The sequence below is a fragment of the Aquirufa sp. Wall-65K1 genome (assembly GCF_054558475.1).
The window spans coordinates 246,895-270,603 of the sequence record NZ_JBPXKD010000002.1 but is presented as its reverse complement, the minus strand read 5'-3'; the positions used below and the strand labels follow the sequence as shown (position 1 = coordinate 270,603).

Annotated in this window: 19 protein-coding genes; 6 read left to right on the top strand and 13 right to left on the bottom strand. The window is 38.4% G+C overall.

Translation table 11 applies throughout. The features are described 5' to 3' along the window. The first annotated feature begins 12 nt into the window (after positions 1–12). From ACST15_RS04440 to ACST15_RS04425, 4 genes are all read left to right on the top strand, one after another. Positions 13–3,267: a SusC/RagA family TonB-linked outer membrane protein gene (locus ACST15_RS04440; protein WP_459453451.1), complete on the top strand. Its 3,255-nt coding sequence runs from the start codon at positions 13–15 to the stop codon at positions 3,265–3,267. A 33-nt stretch (positions 3,268–3,300) separates the two neighbouring features. After that, complete coding sequence (locus ACST15_RS04435; protein ID WP_459453450.1) at positions 3,301–5,076, top strand: RagB/SusD family nutrient uptake outer membrane protein; 1,776 nt, start codon at positions 3,301–3,303, stop codon at positions 5,074–5,076. An 82-nt stretch (positions 5,077–5,158) separates the two neighbouring features. Beyond that, complete coding sequence (locus ACST15_RS04430; RefSeq protein WP_459453449.1) at positions 5,159–6,085, top strand: TolB family protein; 927 nt, start codon at positions 5,159–5,161, stop codon at positions 6,083–6,085. A 35-nt stretch (positions 6,086–6,120) separates the two neighbouring features. Beyond that, positions 6,121–6,852, top strand: a complete 732-nt coding sequence (locus tag ACST15_RS04425) for a nitroreductase family protein (RefSeq protein ID WP_459453448.1) — start codon at positions 6,121–6,123, stop codon at positions 6,850–6,852. On the opposite strand, the gene priA is transcribed toward ACST15_RS04425, so the two are convergent. The 13 genes from priA to sucD all read right to left on the bottom strand — a co-directional run bounded on the left by priA (position 6,853) and on the right by sucD (position 21,479). After that, positions 6,853–9,354, bottom strand: coding sequence for a replication restart helicase PriA (gene priA, locus ACST15_RS04420; RefSeq protein WP_459453447.1), 2,502 nt, complete (start codon positions 9,352–9,354; stop codon positions 6,853–6,855). A 59-nt stretch (positions 9,355–9,413) separates the two neighbouring features. Continuing rightward, a complete protein-coding gene (gldD, locus tag ACST15_RS04415) occupies positions 9,414–10,007 on the bottom strand; it encodes a gliding motility lipoprotein GldD (RefSeq protein ID WP_459453446.1) in 594 nt (197 codons plus the stop codon). A 9-nt stretch (positions 10,008–10,016) separates the two neighbouring features. Beyond that, a complete protein-coding gene (locus tag ACST15_RS04410) occupies positions 10,017–10,787 on the bottom strand; it encodes a lysophospholipid acyltransferase family protein (RefSeq protein ID WP_459453445.1) in 771 nt (256 codons plus the stop codon). 36 nt (positions 10,788–10,823) lie between these two features. Next, entirely contained in the window at positions 10,824–12,296 is a 1,473-nt protein-coding gene (gene pyk, locus ACST15_RS04405; protein ID WP_459453444.1) for a pyruvate kinase, read from the bottom strand. A gap of 101 nt (positions 12,297–12,397) precedes the next feature. Continuing rightward, on the bottom strand, positions 12,398–12,658 hold the full coding sequence (locus ACST15_RS04400; RefSeq protein ID WP_459453443.1) for a hypothetical protein: 261 nt from the start codon (positions 12,656–12,658) through the stop codon (positions 12,398–12,400). Between the two features lie 138 nt (positions 12,659–12,796). After that, complete coding sequence (porN, locus tag ACST15_RS04395; protein WP_459453442.1) at positions 12,797–13,699, bottom strand: type IX secretion system ring subunit PorN/GldN; 903 nt, start codon at positions 13,697–13,699, stop codon at positions 12,797–12,799. A 13-nt stretch (positions 13,700–13,712) separates the two neighbouring features. Beyond that, entirely contained in the window at positions 13,713–15,308 is a 1,596-nt protein-coding gene (porM, locus tag ACST15_RS04390; protein ID WP_459453441.1) for a type IX secretion system motor protein PorM/GldM, read from the bottom strand. A 33-nt stretch (positions 15,309–15,341) separates the two neighbouring features. Continuing rightward, a complete protein-coding gene (gene porL / locus ACST15_RS04385) occupies positions 15,342–16,094 on the bottom strand; it encodes a type IX secretion system motor protein PorL/GldL (RefSeq protein ID WP_459453440.1) in 753 nt (250 codons plus the stop codon). Between the two features lie 38 nt (positions 16,095–16,132). Then, entirely contained in the window at positions 16,133–17,245 is a 1,113-nt protein-coding gene (porK, locus tag ACST15_RS04380; protein WP_459453439.1) for a T9SS ring complex lipoprotein PorK/GldK, read from the bottom strand. A 160-nt stretch (positions 17,246–17,405) separates the two neighbouring features. Next, positions 17,406–18,407 (bottom strand): PorP/SprF family type IX secretion system membrane protein, encoded by a 1,002-nt coding sequence (locus tag ACST15_RS04375; protein ID WP_459453438.1) that lies wholly within the window; start codon positions 18,405–18,407, stop codon positions 17,406–17,408. 114 nt (positions 18,408–18,521) lie between these two features. Beyond that, positions 18,522–19,310, bottom strand: coding sequence for a uroporphyrinogen-III synthase (locus ACST15_RS04370; protein WP_223143258.1), 789 nt, complete (start codon positions 19,308–19,310; stop codon positions 18,522–18,524). Positions 19,311–19,401: 91 nt separating this feature from the next. After that, entirely contained in the window at positions 19,402–20,589 is a 1,188-nt protein-coding gene (locus ACST15_RS04365; protein ID WP_459453436.1) for a hypothetical protein, read from the bottom strand. Positions 20,590–20,600: 11 nt separating this feature from the next. Then, the gene (gene sucD / locus ACST15_RS04360) at positions 20,601–21,479 is read right to left on the bottom strand and encodes a succinate--CoA ligase subunit alpha (protein ID WP_459453434.1); all 879 of its coding nucleotides are present in this window, start codon (positions 21,477–21,479) and stop codon (positions 20,601–20,603) included. A gap of 143 nt (positions 21,480–21,622) precedes the next feature. Here sucD and recN point away from each other — a divergent pair, with 143 nt between their 5' ends. Continuing rightward, positions 21,623–23,287, top strand: a complete 1,665-nt coding sequence (gene recN / locus ACST15_RS04355) for a DNA repair protein RecN (RefSeq protein WP_459453433.1) — start codon at positions 21,623–21,625, stop codon at positions 23,285–23,287. A 10-nt stretch (positions 23,288–23,297) separates the two neighbouring features. Then, positions 23,298–23,693: a hypothetical protein gene (locus ACST15_RS04350; RefSeq protein ID WP_459453432.1), complete on the top strand. Its 396-nt coding sequence runs from the start codon at positions 23,298–23,300 to the stop codon at positions 23,691–23,693. Positions 23,694–23,709 lie beyond the last annotated feature (16 nt).

Sequence of the window (23,709 nt, the reverse complement as noted above, 5' to 3'; positions counted from 1 at the left end):
ATCTTATACTAAATGAAAACAAATTTCTACGTAAGCAGAGTGGTCTTCTTAATGGCTTTAATGCTATCCCTTTCTTGGGTAGCTTGGGGTCAGGACCGAAAAGTATCTGGTACTGTACAGGACGCTAAAGGCGACGGTATTCCAGGAGTATCCGTCTTAGTTAAAGGTACAACCACCGGAACTACAACCGATGGTAATGGAGCATTCTCCATTAATGTAAAAACAGCCAATGCTGAATTAACATTTAGTTCAGTTGGTTATGTGGCAAAGACTGTTGCAGTAGGTAACAGATCAAGCATCAGCGTTTCTTTGGATGAAGATGTTAGCCAATTAAGCGAAATCGTTGTGACAGGTTATGCCTCGCAACGTAAAAAAGACATCACTGGTGCGGTAGCAGTAGTTGGTTCGAAAGAATTAACGGCTGTTCCTTCTGCTTCAGTTACCCAAATGTTACAAGGCCGTGCGGCTGGTGTAACTGTAGGTAATGATAACTCTCCAGGTGGTGGTACGATGGTGCGTGTACGTGGTTTTGGATCCATCAATAATAACAGTCCACTGTATGTTATTGACGGCGTTCCAACGCAAGGTACTTTGAACCAAATCAACCCAAATGATATTGAGTCCATGCAAGTATTGAAAGATGCCTCTGCGGCTTCTATCTATGGTGCTCGTGCTGCAAACGGTGTTGTGATTATCACAACTAAACGTGGTGGTGAAGGTGAGCCAAAAATCAACTTTGACATGTACACTGGTACACAAGATGTTGGTAAAACATTGGACTTATTGAACACGAAAGAATTAGGTCAGTACTACTATGAGTCTGAAATCGGTGCAGGTAAGCCAGCTGGAACTTCTCCATCTGTTCAATACCGTTTTGGTGCTGATGGTACACAAACAATTGCCGATTATATTTATCCAAACGTGTATGGAGCTTTACCAGCTAACTATACTTACACCAACGATATTACTGATCCAAACTTAGGTAAAACAGCTTGGAACATTACCAAGGCAAATAAAGAAGGTACTGATTGGCAAAAAGTTATTTTTGGACCTGCTAAAATCTCTAATTATCAAATTGGTGCTACAGGCGGATCTAAAAATGGTAAATATGCTATCTCTGGTTCATATTTTAGCCAAGATGGTATCATGAAATATACTAGCTACCAACGTTACTCTGTTCGTGCAAACACTGAGTTCAAAAAAGGTAACTTGACTTTCGGTGAGAACTTTACTGTTTCTTATGATGAAAGAGTAGGTGTTCCTTCAGGAAACAACAACGAATCAAACCCAATCATGTTTGCTATTCGTATCCAACCAATCATTCCGGTTTACGATATCACAGGTGGACCAGTTGCCTTAGGAGGCACGAACTCATCTAACTTGAATGGATTTGCAGGTTCTCGTGGTTCTAACTTAGGTAATGCTCCTAACCCATTTGCTCGTCAGTGGAGAGAAAAAGACAACCCAGTAAAAGGTAGCCACATTTTTGGTAACGTATTCTTAGAATATGAAATCATCAAAGATTTGAAAGCTCGTACAAGTTTAGGTTTTGAATACAATAACTTCAACCAATCGGCATATTTTAACCGTGATATTGAAGCTGCTGAAGCTAGAAATGCTAACAGTTTAACTGTTTCTAATTCTTATGATCGTGCCATTACTTGGTATAATACCTTGAACTACAACAAAACGATTGGAGATCATACCTTCAACGTATTGGTAGGAACTGAAGCTGTATCAACTTATGCATTTGGTTTTAGTGCCGCTCGTTCAAACTTTGCTTTTGATGATTTGTCATACCGTTATTTGAATAATGGTTCTGCAGCAGGTTTATCGAATGCTGGAGCGGGTGCAACTCAAACGGCATTGTTCTCTCAATTCGGAAAGGTAAACTACTCATATAAGGACTTCTTATTGGCAGACTTTACTTTACGTCGTGACGGTTCATCTCGTTTCTCTTCGGCATACCGATATGGTACTTTCCCTGCATTCTCAGTGGGTGCTCGTTTGACAGAATTGGCTTTCATGAAAGATTTAACTTTCATCAACGACTTGAAAGTACGTGCGGGTTGGGGTAAAACTGGTAACCAGTTAATTCCAAACGTATTCAACGCATATACTTTGTTTACTCCAGATCCTAACAATAACGCATACGATATCTCAGGTTCTAGTAATTCAATCTCGTCAGGTTTCGACATCGCTCAATTTGGTAACTCATTTGGTCGTTGGGAAACAAATACATCCACTAACATTGGTTTTGATGGTAGTTTGTTCAACAACAAATTGGATATTGCTTTTGACTGGTACTCACGTACTACTTCAGATATGTTAACTCAAGTGCCAATTCCAAGAACTGCTGGTACTGCTTCTATTCCTTATGTTAACATTGGTGAAGTAAACAACACAGGTATTGATATCAACGTAACTTACCGTAACCAAATTGGTGATGTAAGATATTCGATCTCCGGTCAATATAGCCAATACAAAAACAACGTAGTGAAATTGAACGATGATCCTAAAGCTTCTATCTTTGGATTCTCAACACGTCTTCCTGCCATCTCAGTAACAAGAGCTGGTTTGCCAATTGCTTCTTTCTTCGGATATGTAGTAGATGGTGTTATCAAGGATGATGCTGAAGCTGCTTCTGCTGTTCAAATTCCTGGTTATACTCGTGCGGGTGTATTCAAATTCAGAGATGTAAATGGAGACGGTAAAATTAATGCTGATGACAGAACAATCATAGGTAACCCTCACCCAGACTTCACTTATGGTTTGAACTTAAACGTAGGTTACAAAAACTTTGACTTGACTGTATTTGCTCAAGGTGTTCAAGGAAATGAAATTTTCAACTACTTGAAATACTGGACAGATTTCAACACATTCCAAGGAAACCGTTCTAAGGATATGTTATACAACTCTTGGAAGAAGCAAGGTGACGTAGCTCAATTGCCACGTTTAAACTCAAATGACACTTTCAGTCAGCAGATTTCTACTTACTTCGTTGAAGATGGATCTTATACTCGTATCAAGAACATCCAATTGACTTACACTGTACCTTCTAGTGTTACTAAGAAGTTAAAGTTAAGCTCTTTACAAGTGTATGTTCAAGGTCAAAACTTGTTCACATTTAGTAAGTACAAAGGCCTAGATCCAGATATCAACTTGAGAACTTCAGGTAATGACAACCAAGATATCCACATGGGTATTGATGAAGGTGCATTCCCTGTGGCTAAATCATACAATGTTGGTTTAAGAGTAGGATTTTAATCTAGATATTATTTGAAAATAAATCATAAAAAAATGAAAAAGTTAATCATATTCGCATTAGTAGCGACCGTCGGACTGAGCACTTCTTGCTCAGATAGTTTCTTCGACATTCAGCCACAAGGAGCGGCTTCATTAACCTCCTTGAGCAACAAGAATGGAGTGAATGCATTATTGATTGGAGCGTACTCATTATTAGACGGAGTTGGTGCCGGTAATACAGGTCGTCAATCAACTATCTCCAATTACGTATTTGGTGGAATCACTTCTGGTGATGCCGTTAAAGGAACAGATGCTGGTGACCAGCCAGAACAAAGTTTCATTGAGCAATTTAACTGGTTGTCAGATAATACCTATTTCCTAGGTAAATGGCAACATACATACGATGGTGTTGCTCGTGCAAACGAGGCTATCCTTTTAGCAAAAAGTACTGACGTAAAAGACATGACTGATGCTGAAAGAACTCAAGTAGTTGCGGAAGCTCGTTTCTTACGTGGTCACTATCACTTTGAAGGTAAAAAGATGTGGAACATGGTTCCTTACATCGACGAGACTATCTACAAGCGTGATGATCCTAACTCAACTAAAATTCCAAATGATAAAGACATTTGGCCAAACATTGAGGCGGATTTCAAATTTGCTATGGAAAACCTTCCAGCTGTTCAAGCTCAAAAAGGTCGTGCTACAAAATGGGCTGCCATGACATATTTAGCTAAAGCATATATTTTCCAAAAGAAATGGGCTGCTGCTAAAACATTGTTAGAAGATGTTTACAAAAACTCAGGCAAGAAGTTAGTTACTAACTACCATGATAACTACAGAAATACAACGAACAACAACATTGAGTCAATCTTTGAAGTTCAATTCTCTGTAAACGACGGTTCTACTGGTAACAACGGTAATGTAGGTGATAACCTAAACTGGCCATATTCAGCTAATGCTCCAGGTCGTGGATGTTGCGGATTCTATTTACCATCTCAAAACTTGGTAAATGCATTCAAAACTTCTTCTGATGGTTTACCATTAATTGGAGATAAAGCGGATGGTACAGCAGATACTTACAACATGGTTGACCTTCCTAACGATCAAGGTATTCGTTCATCTACCATTGAATTCAACTTGAATAAATCTATTCCTGTTGACCCTCGTTTAGACTGGACAGTGGGTCGTCGTGGTGTTCAATTCTTAGATTGGGGTGTAATGCCAGGTTTCCCTTGGATTCGTGACCAAAACTACTCTGGTCCATATACAGGTAAAAAATGGATGTACTATTTAGCTGACGAAGGTAGTTCAACTCACTCTACTTCTAAGCGTGCAGTTAATAACAACTACCGTTTGTTGAAGATGTCGTCTGTTATCCTTTGGTTAGCTGAGTGTGAGGCTGAATTAGGTAACTTAAGTGGTGCTGAAACTTACGTTAACATCATCCGTAACCGTGCTAAAAATGGTTCTGTACAAGATCCAACTGTGAATTATGTTGTTAATCCTTATCCAACAGGTACATTCGTTGCTAAAGGAAAAGATTATGCATTGAACGCAGTACGTATGGAAAGCCGTTTAGAATTTGCCATGGAAGGTCACCGTTTCTTCGACTTAGTTCGTTGGGGAATTGCAGGTCCTTACTTGAACAAGTACATGGCTGAAGAAGCTAAAAACGGTACTGATATGTCAGGAAGAACCTACAACAAGAGAGGTTACTTAGCTGGTAAATCATTTACTACTGGTAAAAACGAATATTTCCCTCTTCCAAATGATGAGATCTTAAACTCACAGAAAGACGGAAAGCCAACATTGAAACAAAATAACTACTAGTCGTTTATTTCATGTTAATTAAAAAAGTCAGGACAGCCGTCCTGACTTTTTTTTGTACATTTTACACATCAAAATTTAGACTATGAAATATTTACCCATTTTCGCAATTATGGTATGTAATCTTACTGCCTATTCCCAAATCCCAGCTGGTAAAAGTGTCATCAGTTCTTTGCATATTTTTGATATTAAAACAAAAAAAAGCCAAGAGATTCTGAAAGAACATCGTCACTTTGAAGCGCCCAATTGGTCCGTAGATGGTTCTCATTTACTTATCAATAGTGCCGGTTTAATTGAAAAAATTAGTCCATCAGGTGATAAACTTGGGATTTTGCCTACGGGAAGCATCCAAAAGTGCAATAATGATCATGGTTATAGTTTTGATGGGAAAACACTTTACATTTCCAGTTCAGACCCGAGCTCAGGCATAAGTGGTTCCCTTATATTTAAAGTAGGAAGTCAAGGAGGTCAACCCATCCGATTAACGAATCAAGCTCCCTCCTATTGGCACGGCATCTCACCAGATGGAAAGACCATGGTCTATTGTGCCGAGAGAAATAAAAACTATGATGTATATGCCATGGATACACAAGGAGGACCAGAAATTAGACTAACTACCGAAGAGGGTTTAGACGATGGGCCGGAGTATAGTCCGGATGGAAAATACATCTACTTTAATTCTTTTCGTACGGGTAAAATGCAAATCTGGCGAATGCGTCCAGATGGCAGCCAAGCCGAGCAAATGACATTTGATGATTATTCTACCTGGTTCGCACACATCAGGCCTAATGGAAAAGAGGCTGTCGTGATAAGCTACATAGAGGATCAGAAACAAAGCCATCCATTTGGCCATCAAGTCAAACTCCGATTGCTACATTTGAAATCTAAAAAAATCCAAGATTTAACCGAGGAATTTTATGGAGGTCAAGGTAGTATCAATGTTCCATCTTGGTCTCCTGATGGTTCTAAATTTGCTTATGTTCGTTACGAACTCGAAGACAAAAAACCTTAATCATCAGCTAATTCCGTATATTTACGACTAAATATATGTCGATGAATCTAGCACAAGCTTTTGATGAAATAGTACAAAGAAGAAGATCAAACAGGAGGTTTGATACGGATATTCAAGTCCCAAATGAGGTCATTCAAAAAAGTCTTGAACGTGCCATACTTGCACCCAACAGTAGCAATATGCAACTTTGGGAATTTTACTGGATCAACAGTCCTGAAGAAAAAGCAAAATATGAGCAACTTTGTTTAGGTCAGTCAGCCGCAAGAACGGCTTCCCATCTAATGGTATTTGTTACTAGGCAAGACCATTGGAAAAAACATGCTCAATGGAACATCGACAAGATAAAAGCATCGATACAAGGTGAGCCCTCTAAATCAGAAAAAAGAGCATTGGATTATTATGGCATACTAATGCCTATTTTGTATCGAACAGATATCTTAGGTCTAAGTACCCTTGTTAGACGTGCCATCACCTTTGTTAAAGGTTTCAATAACCCCTTCATGCGATTTGCTGGACTAGCAGATCAGCGGGTCATGGTGCACAAGTCCTGTGCGCTGGCTGCCCAAACTTTTATGCTTTCTATTGCTGCTGAGGGTTATGATACTTGCCCGATGGAGGGATTTGACGCTAAGCTGGTTAAAAGAGCCTTAAATCTCCCAAATGAAGCCGAAATCAATATGATTGTGGCAGTAGGTAAAGGAACAGAAGAAGGAATTTATGGACTTAGGCATCGTTTACCGCTTGATGAAGTTGTCTTCAAGCGTTGATTATAAACAATCCACATCAAGAATAAGCTGAACTCCTTTACAGGCTGGGTTAGATGATTGTATATCTAATTCTTCCCTTAAGGCTTCTTTAAACTTGGCTAAGGCTAAACCTTTCTCAATTTTTATTAAAATCTCCATGGCATATTGGTTCCTAATGCGTTCAATCAAGGGTTTTTCTGGCCCCAATACACGACCATGACCAAACTTTTCTTTTAAAGCCATCCCCAAATGCCTAGCCGCCGTTTCGACACGGCCTGCTTCCATATTTCGAAGAGTCAATTTAATCAAGCGACTAAAAGGAGGATAATGATAACCTTCTCTTTCTATGATTTCCTCAGCATACATGGCCTCAAAATTATTCTGCAAAATATGATCAAATAAGGGATGAGTAGATTGATTAGTTTGAATATAGACTTGCCCTTGTTCTTCTCTCCTACCTGCCCTTCCTGCCACTTGACAAATCAACTGAAAGGCCCGTTCATGTGCCCTAAAGTCAGGGAAGTTGATGGCCTTATCTGCATCGAAAATTGCCACCATGGATAAACCTTCAAAATCCAAACCCTTGGCAACCATTTGAGTTCCCACCAACACATCTATATTTCCAGACGTAATTTCTGCTAAAAGTGAACTAAAAGCCGTTTTAGAGCGAGTGGTATCTAAATCCATTCGCCCAATTCTAGCATCCGGCATATGAAGTTGCAATTCTTCTTCCAACTTCTCCGTTCCATAGCCCATGGTTTTCAATTGTGTACTACCACAAGCGGCACAACGACGTAATAAACCTTCCCGATAACCACAATAATGACAACGAAGCTCTTGATCTCGTGCGTGAAAGGTTAAGCTCACATCACATTGATTGCAACTAGCTATCCAATCACAATCTTGGCATTGAATATATGGGGAATATCCTCGCCTATTTTGAAACAATAAACTTTGCTTTCCCCGGTTAAAATTATCCTCTAAAGCAGCAATCAAATCCACCGAAAAGCCACCTTTCATTTGCTTCATTTTTTGAGCATACTTAGTATCTAATAAGGTGATTTGGGGTAACTGAGCTTTACCAAAACGCTCCTTCAAGGCAACTAATCCATATTTGCCTTCCTTTGCCTGGTAATAGGATTCTATGGAAGGTGTTGCAGAACCTAAAAGTACTTTAGCCCCTTGTTGCTTAGCTAATACAACCGCCACATCACGGGCATGGTAACGAGGGGCTGGATCAACCTGCTTAAAGGAGGACTCATGTTCTTCATCCACGATCACTAAACCTAAATTGGAGAAAGGTAAAAAGACCGAAGACCGAACACCCACGACAAATGGATATTTTCCCTCAACAATGGACTTCCAAACTTCCACACGTTCATTATCAGAAAACTTGGAATGATAAATTCCAACTTGCTCACCAAAAATTCGTTTAAGTCGTAATACAATTTGGGTAGTAAGGGCAATTTCTGGCAATAAATAAAGTACTTGATTGCCATTAGCTAGCGCTTCTTGAATTAATTTAATATATATCTCTGTTTTACCACTTCCGGTAATTCCATGCAACAATACCACGTCCTTTTCTTGAAATTGATTTAAAATGGAATGGTAAGCCAAATTTTGTGCATGATTTAAATCAAAAGCCGCAGGGATGAAATCCTCCGAGTCTTGTCCAAAGCGAGAAACTACTACCTCAAAACTCTCAAAAATCTGATTTTTTAGCAGGGTTTGTAGTGAACTCTCCGATAATTCAGCTTGCGTAAAACTCGATTTTTCCAGTCCTTTTTGATTGATTTCTGGATTCCGTAAAACTGGAATAAATTGAAGATAATGCAAGAGAATACCCAATTGCTTTGGCTTAGATTCCAATTGCTGAATAAGCTCCACCAACTTCTCCTTATTTTCAAAAGGTTCTGCCAAGCGAATTTTCCGCAACACTTTTGGTGTGTACCGATCTTTCAATTCATCAAATATCAAAACAGCTTGTTTGGCTACTAAGGATTTTATTAGATGATACGGACTTTTTAATTCGGCAATTTGAGCTACCTCATCGTAGGATAAAGAACCTTTTTCTTGAATCGCCTTAAAAACAATCTGTTCTTTTTCATTTAATTGGGTTTCTTCTGAATAGGCCGGATTAATTTGAACTTTCGATTGACTAGAAATCTTCAATCCTGCAGGTAAAGCTATTTGAAAAACCTCTCCTGGATAACACATATAATAATCTGCAACCCAATGAAATAGCTTGATTTGAGAAGTAGTCACCAATGGACTATCATCTAAAATTTCTAAAATATACTTAGCCTGATATTGCTTGGGAGGTTGATGATGCACCTGAACAATCACGGCAGTTAGCACTTTAGAGGAACCAAAAGGAACTACAATTCGAATTCCTTCTTGCACCAAATCAGCCCATTGCCTAGGAACACGGTAGGTGAAATACCGTGGAATAGGTAAGGGAAGCAGTGCATCCACAAATACCGTTAATTCCTCTGAAGACGACAATGCTGTTGACTCGATCATGTTGACTACAAAGAAAAGGAAAGATTCGGGTACTGGCAAGCTTGGCTATTTAGCCAAGTCTAAGGTTTCCATTGCAGGGTTTGAATTAAATGCATGGCATCTTTTTTCAAAAACTGAATGACTGGAGCTAAAGAGTCATTTTGCGTTGCGGTTTTTACATAAACAGCTCCACGTAAATAATGATGTATACTATCGGTAGTAAAAAATTGAAAGGAGGTAGCCACTTCCCCATCCAATTCAATGATTCCAGCTTTTCTTCCAGAACGAGTAGTCATAACATACTCTTGAATTCCTCTTGCCTTACCTTGGTGTTTAGAGGCCAAAGTATAGGCATCATTGATGAGATTAGCCAATTTCTTTTGATCCTTATTCAAAGGTTTATAAGTAAGCTGAATAAAAGCATGCCATTGAGGATAATAAATATATAACCAATGAGGCTCCGCCCAAGAAACCGTATCAGGCATCACTCGGGCATATTGGGAAACTTGAAAACTAAATGGATGACCTTTTTCTAGATCTTGATACTTAGCCTTGGGTAAGATGATTCGGTTGTAGCCTTTTGGACGTGGTAAATCTGCTTTATCCTCTTTATTCTGTTGAGAGCAAGAAAAGCAAAAACCCATAACAACAAACATATAAATCCAGTGGCGCATAAGACCCGATTATTGAGGTTCGTCTAATTGATAGTATTTCAAAATGGGATCTTGAATAATATGGTATAATTTCTCCCGTAACATGGGAACATCTTCCATACTTAGCCCCTTGGTGATGATGGGAGGATGTATTTCTGCCCGAATAACACCGGGACGAATCATCAAAGGCTTATCTGAAAATATTTGATAATTATTAAATAAACTAATAGGGACTAAGGGAACTTGTTGCTGAATAGCCATAATTAAAGCCCCATCTTTCAATGGTTTAGCCATGTATGGATATTTTTTGGAGACAATGCCGCCTTCAGGAAAGATGGCAATACTTCTCCCGGTTTGCAAGGCTCGAAGGGCTTTGGATAAAGAACCCGCTCGACTGGCATTGTCAGAACGATTGACTAATATATTCAATCGAGCGTACATGTAACCAAAAAGAGGTAGTTTCCCCAATGAACTTTTCCCGACAAAAGCGGTATAATGTTGCAACAAATAAACGATGACAGGAATATCCAAAAATGAAAAATGATTGGCACAAAAAACATAATTCTGCTTCTTATCGGGAACAAAATGATGTTTTACCTCAAAACGGATAAAGCTGAAAAAGAAAAAACACTTGGACCATACACGCACCAATTTGGCAGCGTATTTACGGTAACTGATTTTCTGAAGTAAAATGAATATGAATGGATAAAAAAGCAAGAAAATGGCTATGAACCAAAACATGGACCATAAGGTAAAAAGCCCTATGAATGGACTAGCAAGAAATGCATTCTTTTTTTTCATGCTTAATGAACCAAAATATAAACAATTAGGGGTTGATTATTCAACCACCCCTAATTGCACTGTATTGGTCTTCTTACCCGAATGGGCAGGAATTGACAAGGTTGTCACAAAAACATCCCCGGCAGATAATAATTGATCTTGCTTTAATTTATCCACCATGGCAGCTACCGTCTTTTCAGCACTATCAGCCGATGGATCATAAAAGAAAACTTTCACTCCCCAAAGTAAGCCCATGGTAGACATTAATTGCTTATCGGAAGTAAAGACGTATAAATCCGCTTTGGGGCGGTGAGCTGATAAACGGAAAGCCGTATGACCAGAATTAGTAATACAAAGAATCGCTTTGGCTTTGGAGTCACGAGCTAAACGACATGCACCGGCAATCAAACGATCGGTTAATGCAACCTCTTTTGAACCTTGAGCCAAGGCATGGTTTTTAAAATAAATGGCTACCTCATCTCCTTTAACTACAGAAATTGCATTTTGCTGTTGCTCCACTATTTCGTGAATATGAGCCATGGTTTCCACCGCTTTAATCGGATATGAACCAGAAGCTGATTCTCCACTTAACATGGTGGCTGATGCTCCCTGAAGTACGGCATTGGCTACGTCAGAAGTCTCTGCACGAGTAGGAACCGGGTTTTGAATCATGGATTCCAACATTTGAGTGGCCACAATAACCGGCTTACCAGCTGCTGTACATTTCTCAACCATTACTTTTTGTAAGTATGGAACTACGGCTCCATCCATCTCCACACCCAAATCACCACGAGCTACCATGATACCATCCGTAGCTTCAATAATTTCATCTAAATGATCAATAGCCTCCGGCTTTTCAATCTTAGCAATAACCCGTGTATTTTTACCGTAGGCTTTAATTTTTTCTTTAATATCCCAAATGTCTGAGGCCTTACGAACAAAAGATAAAGCAACCCAATCAACACCATGGTCTAAACCAAAATATAAATCTGCTTCATCCTTAGGAGTTAAACAAGGCAAAGAAACCTTCGTACCAGGTAAGTTGATACCCTTCTTAGATTTCAAAATACCTCCATAAACCACTTCAGTAAGTACTTCTTTCTTTTCTTTATCGATAGCAAGCACTTTCACCTCTAAATTTCCATCATCCATCAAAATGCGCTCACCTACATTGACATCTAAATACATAGAAGTATAGGTCGTTCCTACTTTCTCGGATGTTCCTAGCAGGTTTTCGTCCATCGCAAAGATGAGTTGTTTACCTGCTTCTAAAACCACACCATTATTTTCCACCATTTGCGTCCTAATTTTAGGACCTTGCAAATCTTGAAGAATACATAAATTCATTCCCAATTCTTCGCTAATGGAACGAATGGTTTTTAAGCGCTCTAAATGATCTTCATGAGTTCCGTGAGAGAAATTAAGACGGAATACATTTACTCCAGCTTTGGCTAATTGAATTAAGGATTCTCTTGATTCAGATACTGGACCTACAGTGGCTACTATTTTTGTCTTGCGTTGATACGACATATATACTTAATTATTCAATTTACCCTGCAAGTTACAGTTTAGTCATCAAAAAATTGAATAATTGTATTAAATCATACCCAAAAAACACGGTAAACTCCCTTTTATAAAGAATAAACCAATTTTTCCGAGACAAAAAGCCTTAATTCAAAATCAAACTTGACAGGTGAACTATATTTATAGCTTTTACTAAATGCACAAAAGGTAATGGGGGCACCCATATCTTTCAAAACTTCAAGATAAGAGTTTAACTGACGGGGTGACATCTGTAAATGCTCTGCTAAAGAGGCAGCGGAACCTGTAGATTCATGTTGAATTAATCGATGAATTCGATGAAGTCTTTCTAATTGTTTAAGGCATTGCATGGTTAGGTATTTAATGCCACAATTTCGGTTTTAAAAGTTGATTTGGATATAAAAAAATTGGTAAAAAAATAGAAATATCAACTTCTTGAACAAAAAAAGGAGGCCTTAGCCTCCTTCCATTTAGATATGTTCTATTAATTAATTCTCCCACATGTCGTGCTCCAATTCCAACAATTTATACTCTAATTGTTGAGACATCAAAAGGCCCTCACGATCTGAACTATAGATATCAGTCAAGAACTTATTTTCTGGGTTACCTTTCTTAATAATTCTTGCTTGAAACATCCTTAAATCAAAGGCATCCGCCATATTTTTATGTTGAGTTTCATTTTCAGAATTATACCAAATACAATTTGGGTTACTTCTAAACAATTTATAAACATCTTTATAACGGAAGGAAGCTACAGGTTTATCAAAGCCTGCCTTGGTTTTAGAAGCCGGAATAATCAAGGTTAATGCTTGGATATCAAAATATAACCTAGAGCGCTGACGGTCAATAATGGCATCTTCCTTAATCTCGATGATGGACAATTCCTTTGGAAAGAAATACGAATCTAAATTTGCCACAGGTTTAGTATCAAAATCATCTGTTTTTTTAGCTGCATCACCTGGTTTGGTCGTGGTACCCCAGCCATCATCTACTGCTGTTTTCTTCTCTCCACCTTCAGCTCCAAAGCCGGCAGCTTTTTCAGCTTCTGAAAGACTACCTTCACCTATGGAATCATCCATACGAAGTTTTTCTTTAAACTGAGCGGCTGTAAGTTTAGTCACTAAGGAATCATTCACATAAGGAATCAAAATACCTGCTTCAACCCATTCAACTAAGAATTTAGAAATCTCATTATTCACTGAGAAAAATGGTTGGTTGATTTTTTCATTCAAATCCATGCGACGCCATAGGCGAGCCTTATAATGAATATTAGCTGGATCAATGGGACGCACTGAATTCAACTTTGATTCATCTAAAGGTTTCTCCTGAGCTAGGGCACTAAATCCACAGATCAGAGAAATTAACAACAAAAACTGATTAAATGATTTCATATACAGGGTTTTCCTAATCACTCAAAGGTATATTTTTAACCATGGAAATAGGTATGGTCTCAATAGCTCCTTTGAAATTCTTTCTTTGAACTTCTTTCACTTCAATATAATAGCGATCCCCTGGCTGTGCCTGAGAGGCTAACTTAGCTATTGACCCAGAACCAGGTAAATTAGCTATCTCGTCAATTTTTCTTTGACCACGCACTAAAGCAACATAAACTGAAGCGACACGGTAATTCGCATCATCTGGATTCGTATTTTTAAATGATTCATCAGCAATGGCGCGGGCATCTAAGGTTCTTAAACCAGATGCACTTGTACCTCTCTTCTCATTTAATTCACCACCATTTCCAAAGATTCGTACTTCTGGTCTAGGAACACGACGCACTTTAAAAGTCTCTTTTCCTAGTAAGGTACCTCCATTATTCACATTTAAGGTAATTGTAGCTGAAGAAGGAACAATGGTTACTTTACCTCTGTTTTGACCAGGAATTACCTCTCCACCTTCGGCAGAGAATTGTGGATTCCACAATGCACCTAAACCTGGACTAACAACACTTAAACGATTAGCACATCCCAAATAAAGCGCTGGTAGTGTTGCTGTTTCAATGTTGTAGGTTGGTTTCAAAACAAAATATTCTTTTTGAATGGATTCAGTTTTAGGACCAGCAGGACTCATGTAAGCCACTGTAGCCGTGTATGTCTTTTTGGATAATCCATTGGCATCATACCCTCCACCTGATGTTTTGAATTTAATCTGGCCACGTCCATCCACTACTGGAATAGATGCCCCATTGAAACTCATACGAGGGGTAAAACCTGAAGAGGTAGCAGCTATAAAAACTTCAGCTTGATATTCCATACCTGCAACAACCGTGTTGGCATTGGCAGAAACTTGGGCAAAAACCTTATCAAACTTAATTTCTTTGGCCCCTACTTTAGAAGCTAACTGACTAAGTACTTCCGTCTCATATCTTCTAATCTCAGCCTGCTTCTGACTTAATGTAGCTAAAGCAGCTGGAACTGGAGTATGTTCAAAATTCAATTCTGCAAAATCTTTGTTGGATTGTGCAGCATCACGACTAGCCACAGGATCGTCCTTGGCAGCTAAGGCTAAGGATGGGAATTTGGTCCCTGGATCTGCAATCGTTTGTAATTTCGTTACATACTGATCAAACATAGGAACTAATTGGTAAGCCTCTCCTTTGGAATTGGCCCCAACCATTAATTCAAATACCTTTTCTTCTTCCTTTGGATTTTTGATAGTACCCGTTTCTGGATCAATGCCTCCTCCTGTTTCAATTACCTTTGCTTTTAATCCATCAATGTGATTGACTAATTCATCCGCTAGTTTACGAACCTCATTCGCTTTTCTAAGGATATCTGCATATGCAGCCGGATTAGGAAGATCTTTGATTCGCTCTTCAATGCCGGTTACCATACTTTTATTCTTTGAACTTGCAGACTGATTCGCAATTTCCAAACTATTATTTAACAAGGTAAACTTCTGTAAAAGGGCATCACTGACCTGTAAGGCTAACAGGGCCGTGAGTACCAAATACATCATCCCGATCATTTTCTGCCGGGGGGTCTCTTTTAAACTTGCCATATACTTATGAGATCAAAGCTAAAGTGGATAAAATTAGCCTTTCATAGCCGTTAACATACTACCATATACTTGGTTCAATGACTGAATATTAGCATTCAATTTAGCTAATTCCGTCTTGAACAATTCTGCATCTTTTTGAGTAGCAGCCATTTGTTCAACCGTTAAATTAACATTACCATAGTAACTATTGATAGCTTTCAAGTGTTTAGTGGCTTCTTGAATCTCCGTTTCATAAATCGTATTCAGCGTAGACAACTGGTCACCTGCTTTGGCATATTGTTGTGCATATTTAGCTGCTTCTGCAGAAGAAACAGATATTGCACCTAAAGAATTAGCTGCTTCAGAAACAGATTTATTCAAGGTTCCTAATGATTCTGAAGAAGAAGACAAAGACTTCACAAAATCTTGTGTAGCTACGGTAGCTTTAGAAATATCTTGTAAACTATTCGCTGTTTCTGTTAATCCTTTTAAACTTTTGGTCAACCCTTCTACCACCTCTGGTCCTAAACCTTTCAAGCTTGATAAAGCATCTACACCGCCAGTCGAACTAGGTCTAGCTACTGGAGCTCCGCCCATTAACTCTGGATAAACCTTTTCCCAATCATACGTTTTTTCAGGTTTTGCTTGTAAGTACAATACACCAAATAAAATAAAAATGGCCGCTTCGGTAAACATACCAACCATTAACATTTCGTTGGCACCGTCCCAGTGAACAATTTTAAATAAGGCTCCTACAATTACGACTGCCGCACCAAAACTAGCGATGACATTGATTGATTTTTCCATGTTAAAAAGAATGTAATATAGATTTTAAAAGGTATAATTTAGTTTTGTTTAGGACGACCCAAATAGCGCATCATACATCTAAACCCAATATATGACCGTTTGTTTTGTTCTAATTCGTAAGCCCTAGTTCCTGTTTCTAGGTAATAAGCTATATCTTTCCAAGACCCACCACGAGTTACTTTTCTGGGTTCATCTGCATCTTTGTTGACGGTGTTCAAATCCCAAGTTACAGCTACCGCATTATCTGCATAGGCATCTTCACACCATTCTGCCACGTTACCAGCCATATTATATAATCCAAAATCATTAGGATCGTAGGCATTGGCAGGGGCTGTATAAGAATAACCATCAGCATCATAATTACCTCTGTGAGGTTTAAAATTAGCTAATAAACATCCTTTAGCATTAGAAATATAAGGATTACCCCAAGGGTATTTGGCTGAAGCCCTTCCACCACGTGCTGCCCATTCCCACTCAGATTCAGATGGAAGCTCAAAACGCGGCAAAATAAATTGACCTTGCTTTCTACGATAGTCGTTCATCAACTTACTTCTCCACAAACAGAAATATTTAGAAGCTACCCAGCTAACACCTACTACAGGGTATTGATCAAAGGCAGGACTAGAAAAATAATATTCTGTCATTGGATCACCATTGTGATACGTAAAATCACGCTTCCAAACGGTAGTGTCTGGATAATACTCAGACATGATTTTATCTTCTCCTAGAACAGAAACCGAATCTTTCAATAAGGCATACGTGAATTGACGATACTCATGATTGGTAATTTCGGTATCATCCATGTAAAAGGCTGCTACGGTTACTCGCTTATTGAAGTTAACACCTGCACGAGAAACTTCCTCATCCGCTTGACCCATCATGTAACTACCTGAGGGTACTAAGACCATTCCGTAGGGAGTTGGTTGTGACCATCCTTTACGAGTAGTGGCTACAATTTCTCCATTCTGCACACCTGGAACCTCTTTACTGGATTTTCCAATTCCTAAGATTCCTTTGCCCGAAGAGCCTTTTTTACTACTCAGTGTCTTGGAACCACCTGAGTTTTTGGAACCACAACTGTTTAAAACGACAGCCATAGCCAAAATCGAAAGTCCTAGTATTAATCTCTTTTCAACAAATTGAAAATTCATAGAAGCAAATTAAAATTACTGTTTGTTAACGTAACAGGGTTTAAAATATTGTTTTTATCTACTTTTACCCAACTCACACTCATTCAAATTCCTCAAATTTAAAGCATTTTCTAAGAATATTTCAGCAAAAGTACAAAATTTTATGCCTTAACATGAATTCCTATAAAATCTTAAACCTGGGAGTTCTTACAGGAAGTCCCTTAATTCCACTGGATTGAAATGAAGGTAATTGAAACCGAACAAATATCTCATGCGTCAAAGGAGCTTTAACCGCTGCTTGTACCAAGGATACATCGATCGAATAACCAATATCTAATTTTTGCTGCAATAAAGAAACTCCAGCCATACCAATCGCAGCATCATTTAAACGAAACGAACCTCCCAACCAGAATAAATCCTTATAGCCAAATCTTGTTCCTAATTCGGGCAAAATCTTACCTGAATAATAACGAACTTGAGCAAATGGCATGGCTGCCAAACTTTCAGATAAAATCAATTCTGCCGAACCATGAATTGCGGCCACCATATTCATAGGCATATTTCCCTGCGGAGTATCCATGGTAAATTTAGGCGAAGTCAGATGGTCAGCAGACAAACCGATTTGCCAATTATCTTTGGAATAAAGCAAACCAAAACCAAGATCAAACTGATTTTGGCTAATCACCTTACCTGATAATTGACTAGCAATGGGGTCATTTTCATCACGAATCCGATAAACACGTCCATCAAAAGATTTCCCCTGCAATCCACCTCGTAGGCCAGCGGATAACATAGCCTCTCCTATTGCGTAATGATAAGCTAATTGAATTTTCATGGATTGCTGACCCACCCCAGAAGGAGTTTTGTCAGACATCACCAAAAGTCCCACACCTAAGTTCAATTTACTTATGGGCAGAGAAGCACTTAAGATTTGAGTACCTAGGTTACCCGGACCTTCCACAGTAGCTTCATACTGCGTCCATTGATTTCGGTAATGTAATTGAGCAAAAGAGGCACCTCTCAATCCTGAATTGGCAGGGTTTTGATAAACGGCATTCATTTGAAACATGCTCAAACCTGGGTCTTGTTGTGCCAGCAAACTCGGCCCACAAAATAGAAGTAAGATGCCCAAGCATACATAAAACCAAGAAGGCAATAAGAGCAATTGCTTGTTGAAGCGCATGTTAAGTGAATAGCTTGTTAGGCGTTTTGATGGCTAAAAATAAGCATTATTTTCAAACGAGAAATATTCCTGGAAATATATTAATAAAAAAGCCCCGATTTGGGGCTTTTTTATTTAAGCGTTTGCTTGCTTTATATAATGCTCGAGTGCACCCGTCATGGATGGAGCATTAGGCATTGGAGCCTGAATATCTAAAAGTAGTCCCGCATCAGTAACTGCTTGAGCCGTGGTAGATCCAAAGGCTGCAATCCGGGTGTTATTTTGCTTAAAATCAGGGAAATTCTCAAAAAGAGAAGTAATTCCTGATGGGCTAAAAAAGGCCAAAACATCATAAAAAACTTCTTCTAAATCGGATAAATCAGCTGAAACTGTTTCATACATAACAGCCTCTGTTAATTGAAAATCATTGGTTCCCATGTAGTCAGGCAAATCTTTCTGACGCTTGTTCGAGCAAGGGAATAAAAATTTCTCTGATTTATGTTTTTTAATGATTTCCAATAAATCTAAAGCCGTCTTCGTTCCTGTAAAAACCTTACGTTTACGGATAACGATGTATTTCTGCAGGTAATTGGCAGTTTGCTCCGTGATACAAAAGTACTTCATATCAGAAGGAACCTCAATTTTAGCTTCCTTACAAATACGGAAAAAATGGTCAATGGCATTACGGCTCGTAAAAATGATGGCCGTATGCTCTAAAATATTAATCTTCTGCTTTCGGAAATCTTTGAAGGCTATTCCTCGCACCTCAATGAATGGACGAAAATCCACTTTTACACCATACTTTTTTTCAATCTCAAAATAAGGAGATTTGGCATCCGTAGGCGCTGCTTGAGTAACTAATATACTTTTTACTTTTTTCAACCGCTTGATATCCGGCGTAGCAACGTTAGCTATTTCACTCATAAATCAAATTTGTATTAACTCGACAATCTAGAATAGTCAACTTTATGTTGCAAATATACAAAAAAAAATCTTGATTATCACTCTCTTAGGTCTAGCTGTATTGTGGAAATATCAATTCACGTATGCCAAACAAAATGACGATGGCCTCGGTAATAATCAAATACGCATATAGAGATAATCGATTGACTGATAAGACCTTATTAAACACTTGGGTAAAATATATAAAACGAATGAGTAAATAAATATTCAATAAATAGGAAACAATTTCCATGTCAATGGAATAAGCCGGTCCTTGGTAAATAGCGTATAATCCAATTCCTACAAATACGATGATAAAGAATTGAATATTAGCTTGTATGGATTTAAAGAAATGTAAATTGGCAACCGATTTTAGTTTGAATAAATTGGCAAAAAGTTGGAAAATGAAATACTGTATAATAAAAATGAAGTAAGCCAATAAAGTCCGAGAAAAAACAAACCACAAAGAGGGTATCAGGGTATTGTAATTTTCTTCATTCACAAAAAATGCATCGCCAGAACGATAGGTAATTCCATTGTAGAATGCCATCAAAGAAATTAAGAGGCTTAGAATAAATAGTATATATAAATTGGCCAATGAGAAGGGGCTTTTCACCATGGCATTCTCTTTTGTTTCCCAGTTAATCCAATCCGTAAAACGGAAATAGACGATAAAATACCTTGGAAAAATAGCAAACAATAAGCCCATCAAAGCTAGAAGCGACAAAAAGCCCAAGGTGAAAAAATGGGTATAAACGGCAGGTGCACGATTCAGAAACAATTGTACCTCCCTGTTTTGTGCAATTACTTGATCAAATTTTTTCTCAATACTTAAATCTCCGGGTAAGCCTTCCAAGCTACTACTATAAAATGTAGCGATGACTTGATCCTTATGATGAACTTTCAACAAGCTATCTAAAGACATTCTGATTAATTCTCCTTTGGCTAATTTCCTTTGAAATGCCCCATCAATGAATAAGTGATAGGTTTCTTTGGGCTTAATAGTCAAATAAGCTTTATAATAATCCCGATTTGAGAGTTGAATGGATTTAGAATGATAGGAATAATGTTGGCTAGGAATATAAGGCAAGAAACTATTCCATCCGGATTGATAAACCAACCATTCCTTTTCAACGGAATGCATGGGTTTCCAAACAGCCGCCTTTGCACTGGTGGTGATTAAGATAGCCCACAAAAAAAATCTGCTCCATCGTAGCATGAATGCGTGGAATGAAGCAGATTTTTCAATAAAAGGAATCATCCTTTAGTATTTTACTTAGCAGATAATGCTTTTAACATAGTTTCGCCAATGTCAGCTGGAGAGTATACCACGTGAATTCCACATTCTTGCATGATTTTCATTTTTGCTTCAGCAGTATCATCAGCACCACCAATGATGGCACCAGCATGACCCATACGACGACCCTTAGGTGCTGTTTGACCAGCAATAAAACCTACGACAGGTTTTCTATTTCCATCAGCTTTGATCCAACGTGCTGCTTCTGCTTCCATTCCACCACCAATCTCTCCAATCATCACGATACCTTCTGTTTCTGGATCATTCATTAATAGTTCAACCGCCTCTTTGGTAGTAGTTCCAATGATGGGATCTCCTCCAATTCCAATAGCGGTAGTCTGTCCTAAACCAGCTTTAGTTAATTGATCTACTGCCTCATAGGTTAATGTACCTGATTTAGACACAATACCCACTTTGCCTTTTTTGAAAATAAAGCCTGGCATAATACCCACCTTACATTCCTCGGCAGTCATGACACCTGGACAGTTAGGTCCAATTAATCGACATTCCTTAGTAGAAATATATTCCTTGGCAACAATCATGTCTTTGGTGGGAATACCTTCCGTGATACAGATAATCACTTTAATGCCAGCGTCAGCAGCTTCCATGATGGCATCTGCGGCAAATGCCGGTGGAACGAAGATAATGGATGTATCAGCACCAGCTTTGGCAACTGCTTCAGCAACAGTATTGAAAATAGGACGATCTAAATGCGTTCCTCCTCCTTTTCCTGGAGTAACACCACCTACAACGTTGGTTCCATAAGCGATCATTTGCTCGGCATGAAAACTACCTTCCGTACCTGTAAAACCCTGAACTATAATTTTGGAATTTTTATTTACTAAAACACTCATTTTGTCTGGTTTAATTATTCTAAGGCGAAAAATTTTTCCAAAGGTACAAATTATTGATAAATTAATTTAAAAAGGTTTAAGAGCAAGTAAATAAATATTTCAACAAATAATTTTATGTAAATTTAAGAATCCATTTCAAATTCATGCTTAGGCACTTAGAGGTTCAAAATTATGCATTGATTGACCAGCTTGATTTACATCTGGCGGAGGGTCTCACTGTGATAACTGGCGAAACAGGAGCAGGTAAATCCATCCTATTAGGAGCTATTTCACTGCTTTTGGGGCAAAGAGTCGACAGCAAAAGTTTGTATGATGATCAAAAAAAATGTGTCATTGAGGGTACATTCTCGGTTGCTGCTTACCCACATTTAAAGGAAATTTTTCAACAAGAGGATATTGATTTTGAAGATCCTTGCATCATTCGACGTGAAATAAATCCTCAAGGAAAGTCTAGAAGTTTTATCAATGACAGCCCAGTTACACTGGAAAGCATGAAACGGATAGGGCAAGAGCTGGTTGATATACATTCTCAACAAGATAATGGTTGGATGGGGCACCCAGATTTTGCCTTGGAACTAGTGGATGATTTTGCCCAAAATCAGCCTTTGAAAGCATCTTACGAAAAAGCTTATAAGGCTTTTCTTGCAGCTCAAAATCATCAAGAGCAATTGGCTCAAAAGGCTCGACAAGGCAATCAAGCGATTGATTTTCTTCAATTTCAATGGGAGGAATTAGATAAGGCCCAACTGATACCTGGGGAATATGAACAACTCAGCGAGCAATTACAAAAACTACAAAATTCAGAACAAATCTTAGAAAAGCTAGCTCAATTAGCAAATTACCTGAGCTTATCGGAAACAGCAGCCATGGAGCAAATTGGCCAAGCTCGCCAGTTGAGTCAAAGTTTATCTAAGTGGGCTCAGTCATTTGATCAGTGGAATCAACGAATTCAATCCTTATGGATTGAATTAAAAGATCTATCTGCCGAAGTAGAGGCTGAGGCTGAATCGTTTCAATCAGATCCAGTGGCATTGGAAAAGTGTCAAAAAAGACTGGATTTATTAAATCGGCTTTTAGTCAAATATCAGGCAAAAGATGTGGAAAGGCTCATGGCTCTTCGGGAAGAAGTGGAAGAGGAATTATCCCAGCACGAAAACCTTGATCAAGCCTTAGCCGATGCAAACCAGGCGCTTCAATTGGCAGAAAATCTAGCTTTAGAAAAAGCCATTGAACTACATGAAAGTAGAGTAGAATGCTTGGATTCGATCGAACAAACATTACTAAATTCCCTACAACAATTGGGCATGCCCAATGCAAGTTTAGGCTGGGATATTCAAACGGGTAAATTATCTAAAACAGGACAAGATAAAATCCAATTACTCTTTTCTGCTAATAAAGGGCTAGCTCCCAAGCCATTTAAACAAATTGCTTCTGGTGGTGAATTAAGTCGATTAATGTTATCTATTAAGCATTTATTAGCACAAAAAAGAGCATTACCTACGCTTATTCTTGATGAGATTGACACAGGGGTTTCGGGAGAAATTGCCATTAAAATGGGCCAAATGCTCACTCAAATGAGTCAAAAGCACCAGTTGATTGCCATCACCCATTTACCTCAAATCGCTGTAACAGGTCAAACGCATTGGTTTGTTTACAAAAATCATGAAGGGGAGAAAACGGTTTCCAGCATAAAAACCTTAGTTGGAGAAGAAAGAATTGATGAAATCGCTAAAATGATCGGCGGGCAATCCGGCTACAAAGATTTAAAAGAAAATGTTCGAAAATTAATGAAAACCAATACCATTTAGATAAGCCAATATGAAATCGATCCCATTATTTAGCCTAATTTTACTAGTAGGATTACTTGTTTCTTGTAGTCAATCGGAAGAAACCGCAGTCAAGGAATTAAATGATTCAGTGATGACATTGCATGATGAACTTATGCCCAAAACTGAGCAAATTATTCAATTAAAAACTAGTTTGGACAGCATGAGTAAAGGCCCAGATTCTGTTCATGTGAAAAAACTTATTCAGTCCTTGGATAAAGCTGACAATGAAATGATGAACTGGATGCATCAATATTCCATTGATTCTTTGTCTAATATGGATTTCAAAGCAAAAATGATTTATCTCCATGACCAATTTACTAAACTTAAGAGCGTAGAAACATTAACCGACTCCACATTAAATGCCGCCAATCAATATAAAAAATAGATTTTGGTACCTATTA

Excerpts from the sequence above, each read along its gene's own strand:
- ACST15_RS04440 (WP_459453451.1), top strand. The coding sequence starts at position 13 with ATGAAAACAAATTTCTACGTAAGCAGAGTGGTCTTCTTAATGGCTTTA.
- ACST15_RS04435 (WP_459453450.1), top strand. The coding sequence starts at position 3,301 with ATGAAAAAGTTAATCATATTCGCATTAGTAGCGACCGTCGGACTGAGC.
- ACST15_RS04430 (WP_459453449.1), top strand. The coding sequence starts at position 5,159 with ATGAAATATTTACCCATTTTCGCAATTATGGTATGTAATCTTACTGCC.
- ACST15_RS04425 (WP_459453448.1), top strand. The coding sequence starts at position 6,121 with ATGTCGATGAATCTAGCACAAGCTTTTGATGAAATAGTACAAAGAAGA.
- priA (WP_459453447.1), bottom strand. The coding sequence starts at position 9,354 with ATGATCGAGTCAACAGCATTGTCGTCTTCAGAGGAATTAACGGTATTT.
- gldD (WP_459453446.1), bottom strand. The coding sequence starts at position 10,007 with ATGCGCCACTGGATTTATATGTTTGTTGTTATGGGTTTTTGCTTTTCT.
- ACST15_RS04410 (WP_459453445.1), bottom strand. The coding sequence starts at position 10,787 with ATGAAAAAAAAGAATGCATTTCTTGCTAGTCCATTCATAGGGCTTTTT.
- pyk (WP_459453444.1), bottom strand. The coding sequence starts at position 12,296 with ATGTCGTATCAACGCAAGACAAAAATAGTAGCCACTGTAGGTCCAGTA.
- ACST15_RS04400 (WP_459453443.1), bottom strand. The coding sequence starts at position 12,658 with ATGCAATGCCTTAAACAATTAGAAAGACTTCATCGAATTCATCGATTA.
- porN (WP_459453442.1), bottom strand. The coding sequence starts at position 13,699 with ATGAAATCATTTAATCAGTTTTTGTTGTTAATTTCTCTGATCTGTGGA.
- porM (WP_459453441.1), bottom strand. The coding sequence starts at position 15,308 with ATGGCAAGTTTAAAAGAGACCCCCCGGCAGAAAATGATCGGGATGATG.
- porL (WP_459453440.1), bottom strand. The coding sequence starts at position 16,094 with ATGGAAAAATCAATCAATGTCATCGCTAGTTTTGGTGCGGCAGTCGTA.
- porK (WP_459453439.1), bottom strand. The coding sequence starts at position 17,245 with ATGAATTTTCAATTTGTTGAAAAGAGATTAATACTAGGACTTTCGATT.
- ACST15_RS04375 (WP_459453438.1), bottom strand. The coding sequence starts at position 18,407 with ATGCGCTTCAACAAGCAATTGCTCTTATTGCCTTCTTGGTTTTATGTA.
- ACST15_RS04370 (WP_223143258.1), bottom strand. The coding sequence starts at position 19,310 with ATGAGTGAAATAGCTAACGTTGCTACGCCGGATATCAAGCGGTTGAAA.
- ACST15_RS04365 (WP_459453436.1), bottom strand. The coding sequence starts at position 20,589 with ATGATTCCTTTTATTGAAAAATCTGCTTCATTCCACGCATTCATGCTA.
- sucD (WP_459453434.1), bottom strand. The coding sequence starts at position 21,479 with ATGAGTGTTTTAGTAAATAAAAATTCCAAAATTATAGTTCAGGGTTTT.
- recN (WP_459453433.1), top strand. The coding sequence starts at position 21,623 with ATGCTTAGGCACTTAGAGGTTCAAAATTATGCATTGATTGACCAGCTT.
- ACST15_RS04350 (WP_459453432.1), top strand. The coding sequence starts at position 23,298 with ATGAAATCGATCCCATTATTTAGCCTAATTTTACTAGTAGGATTACTT.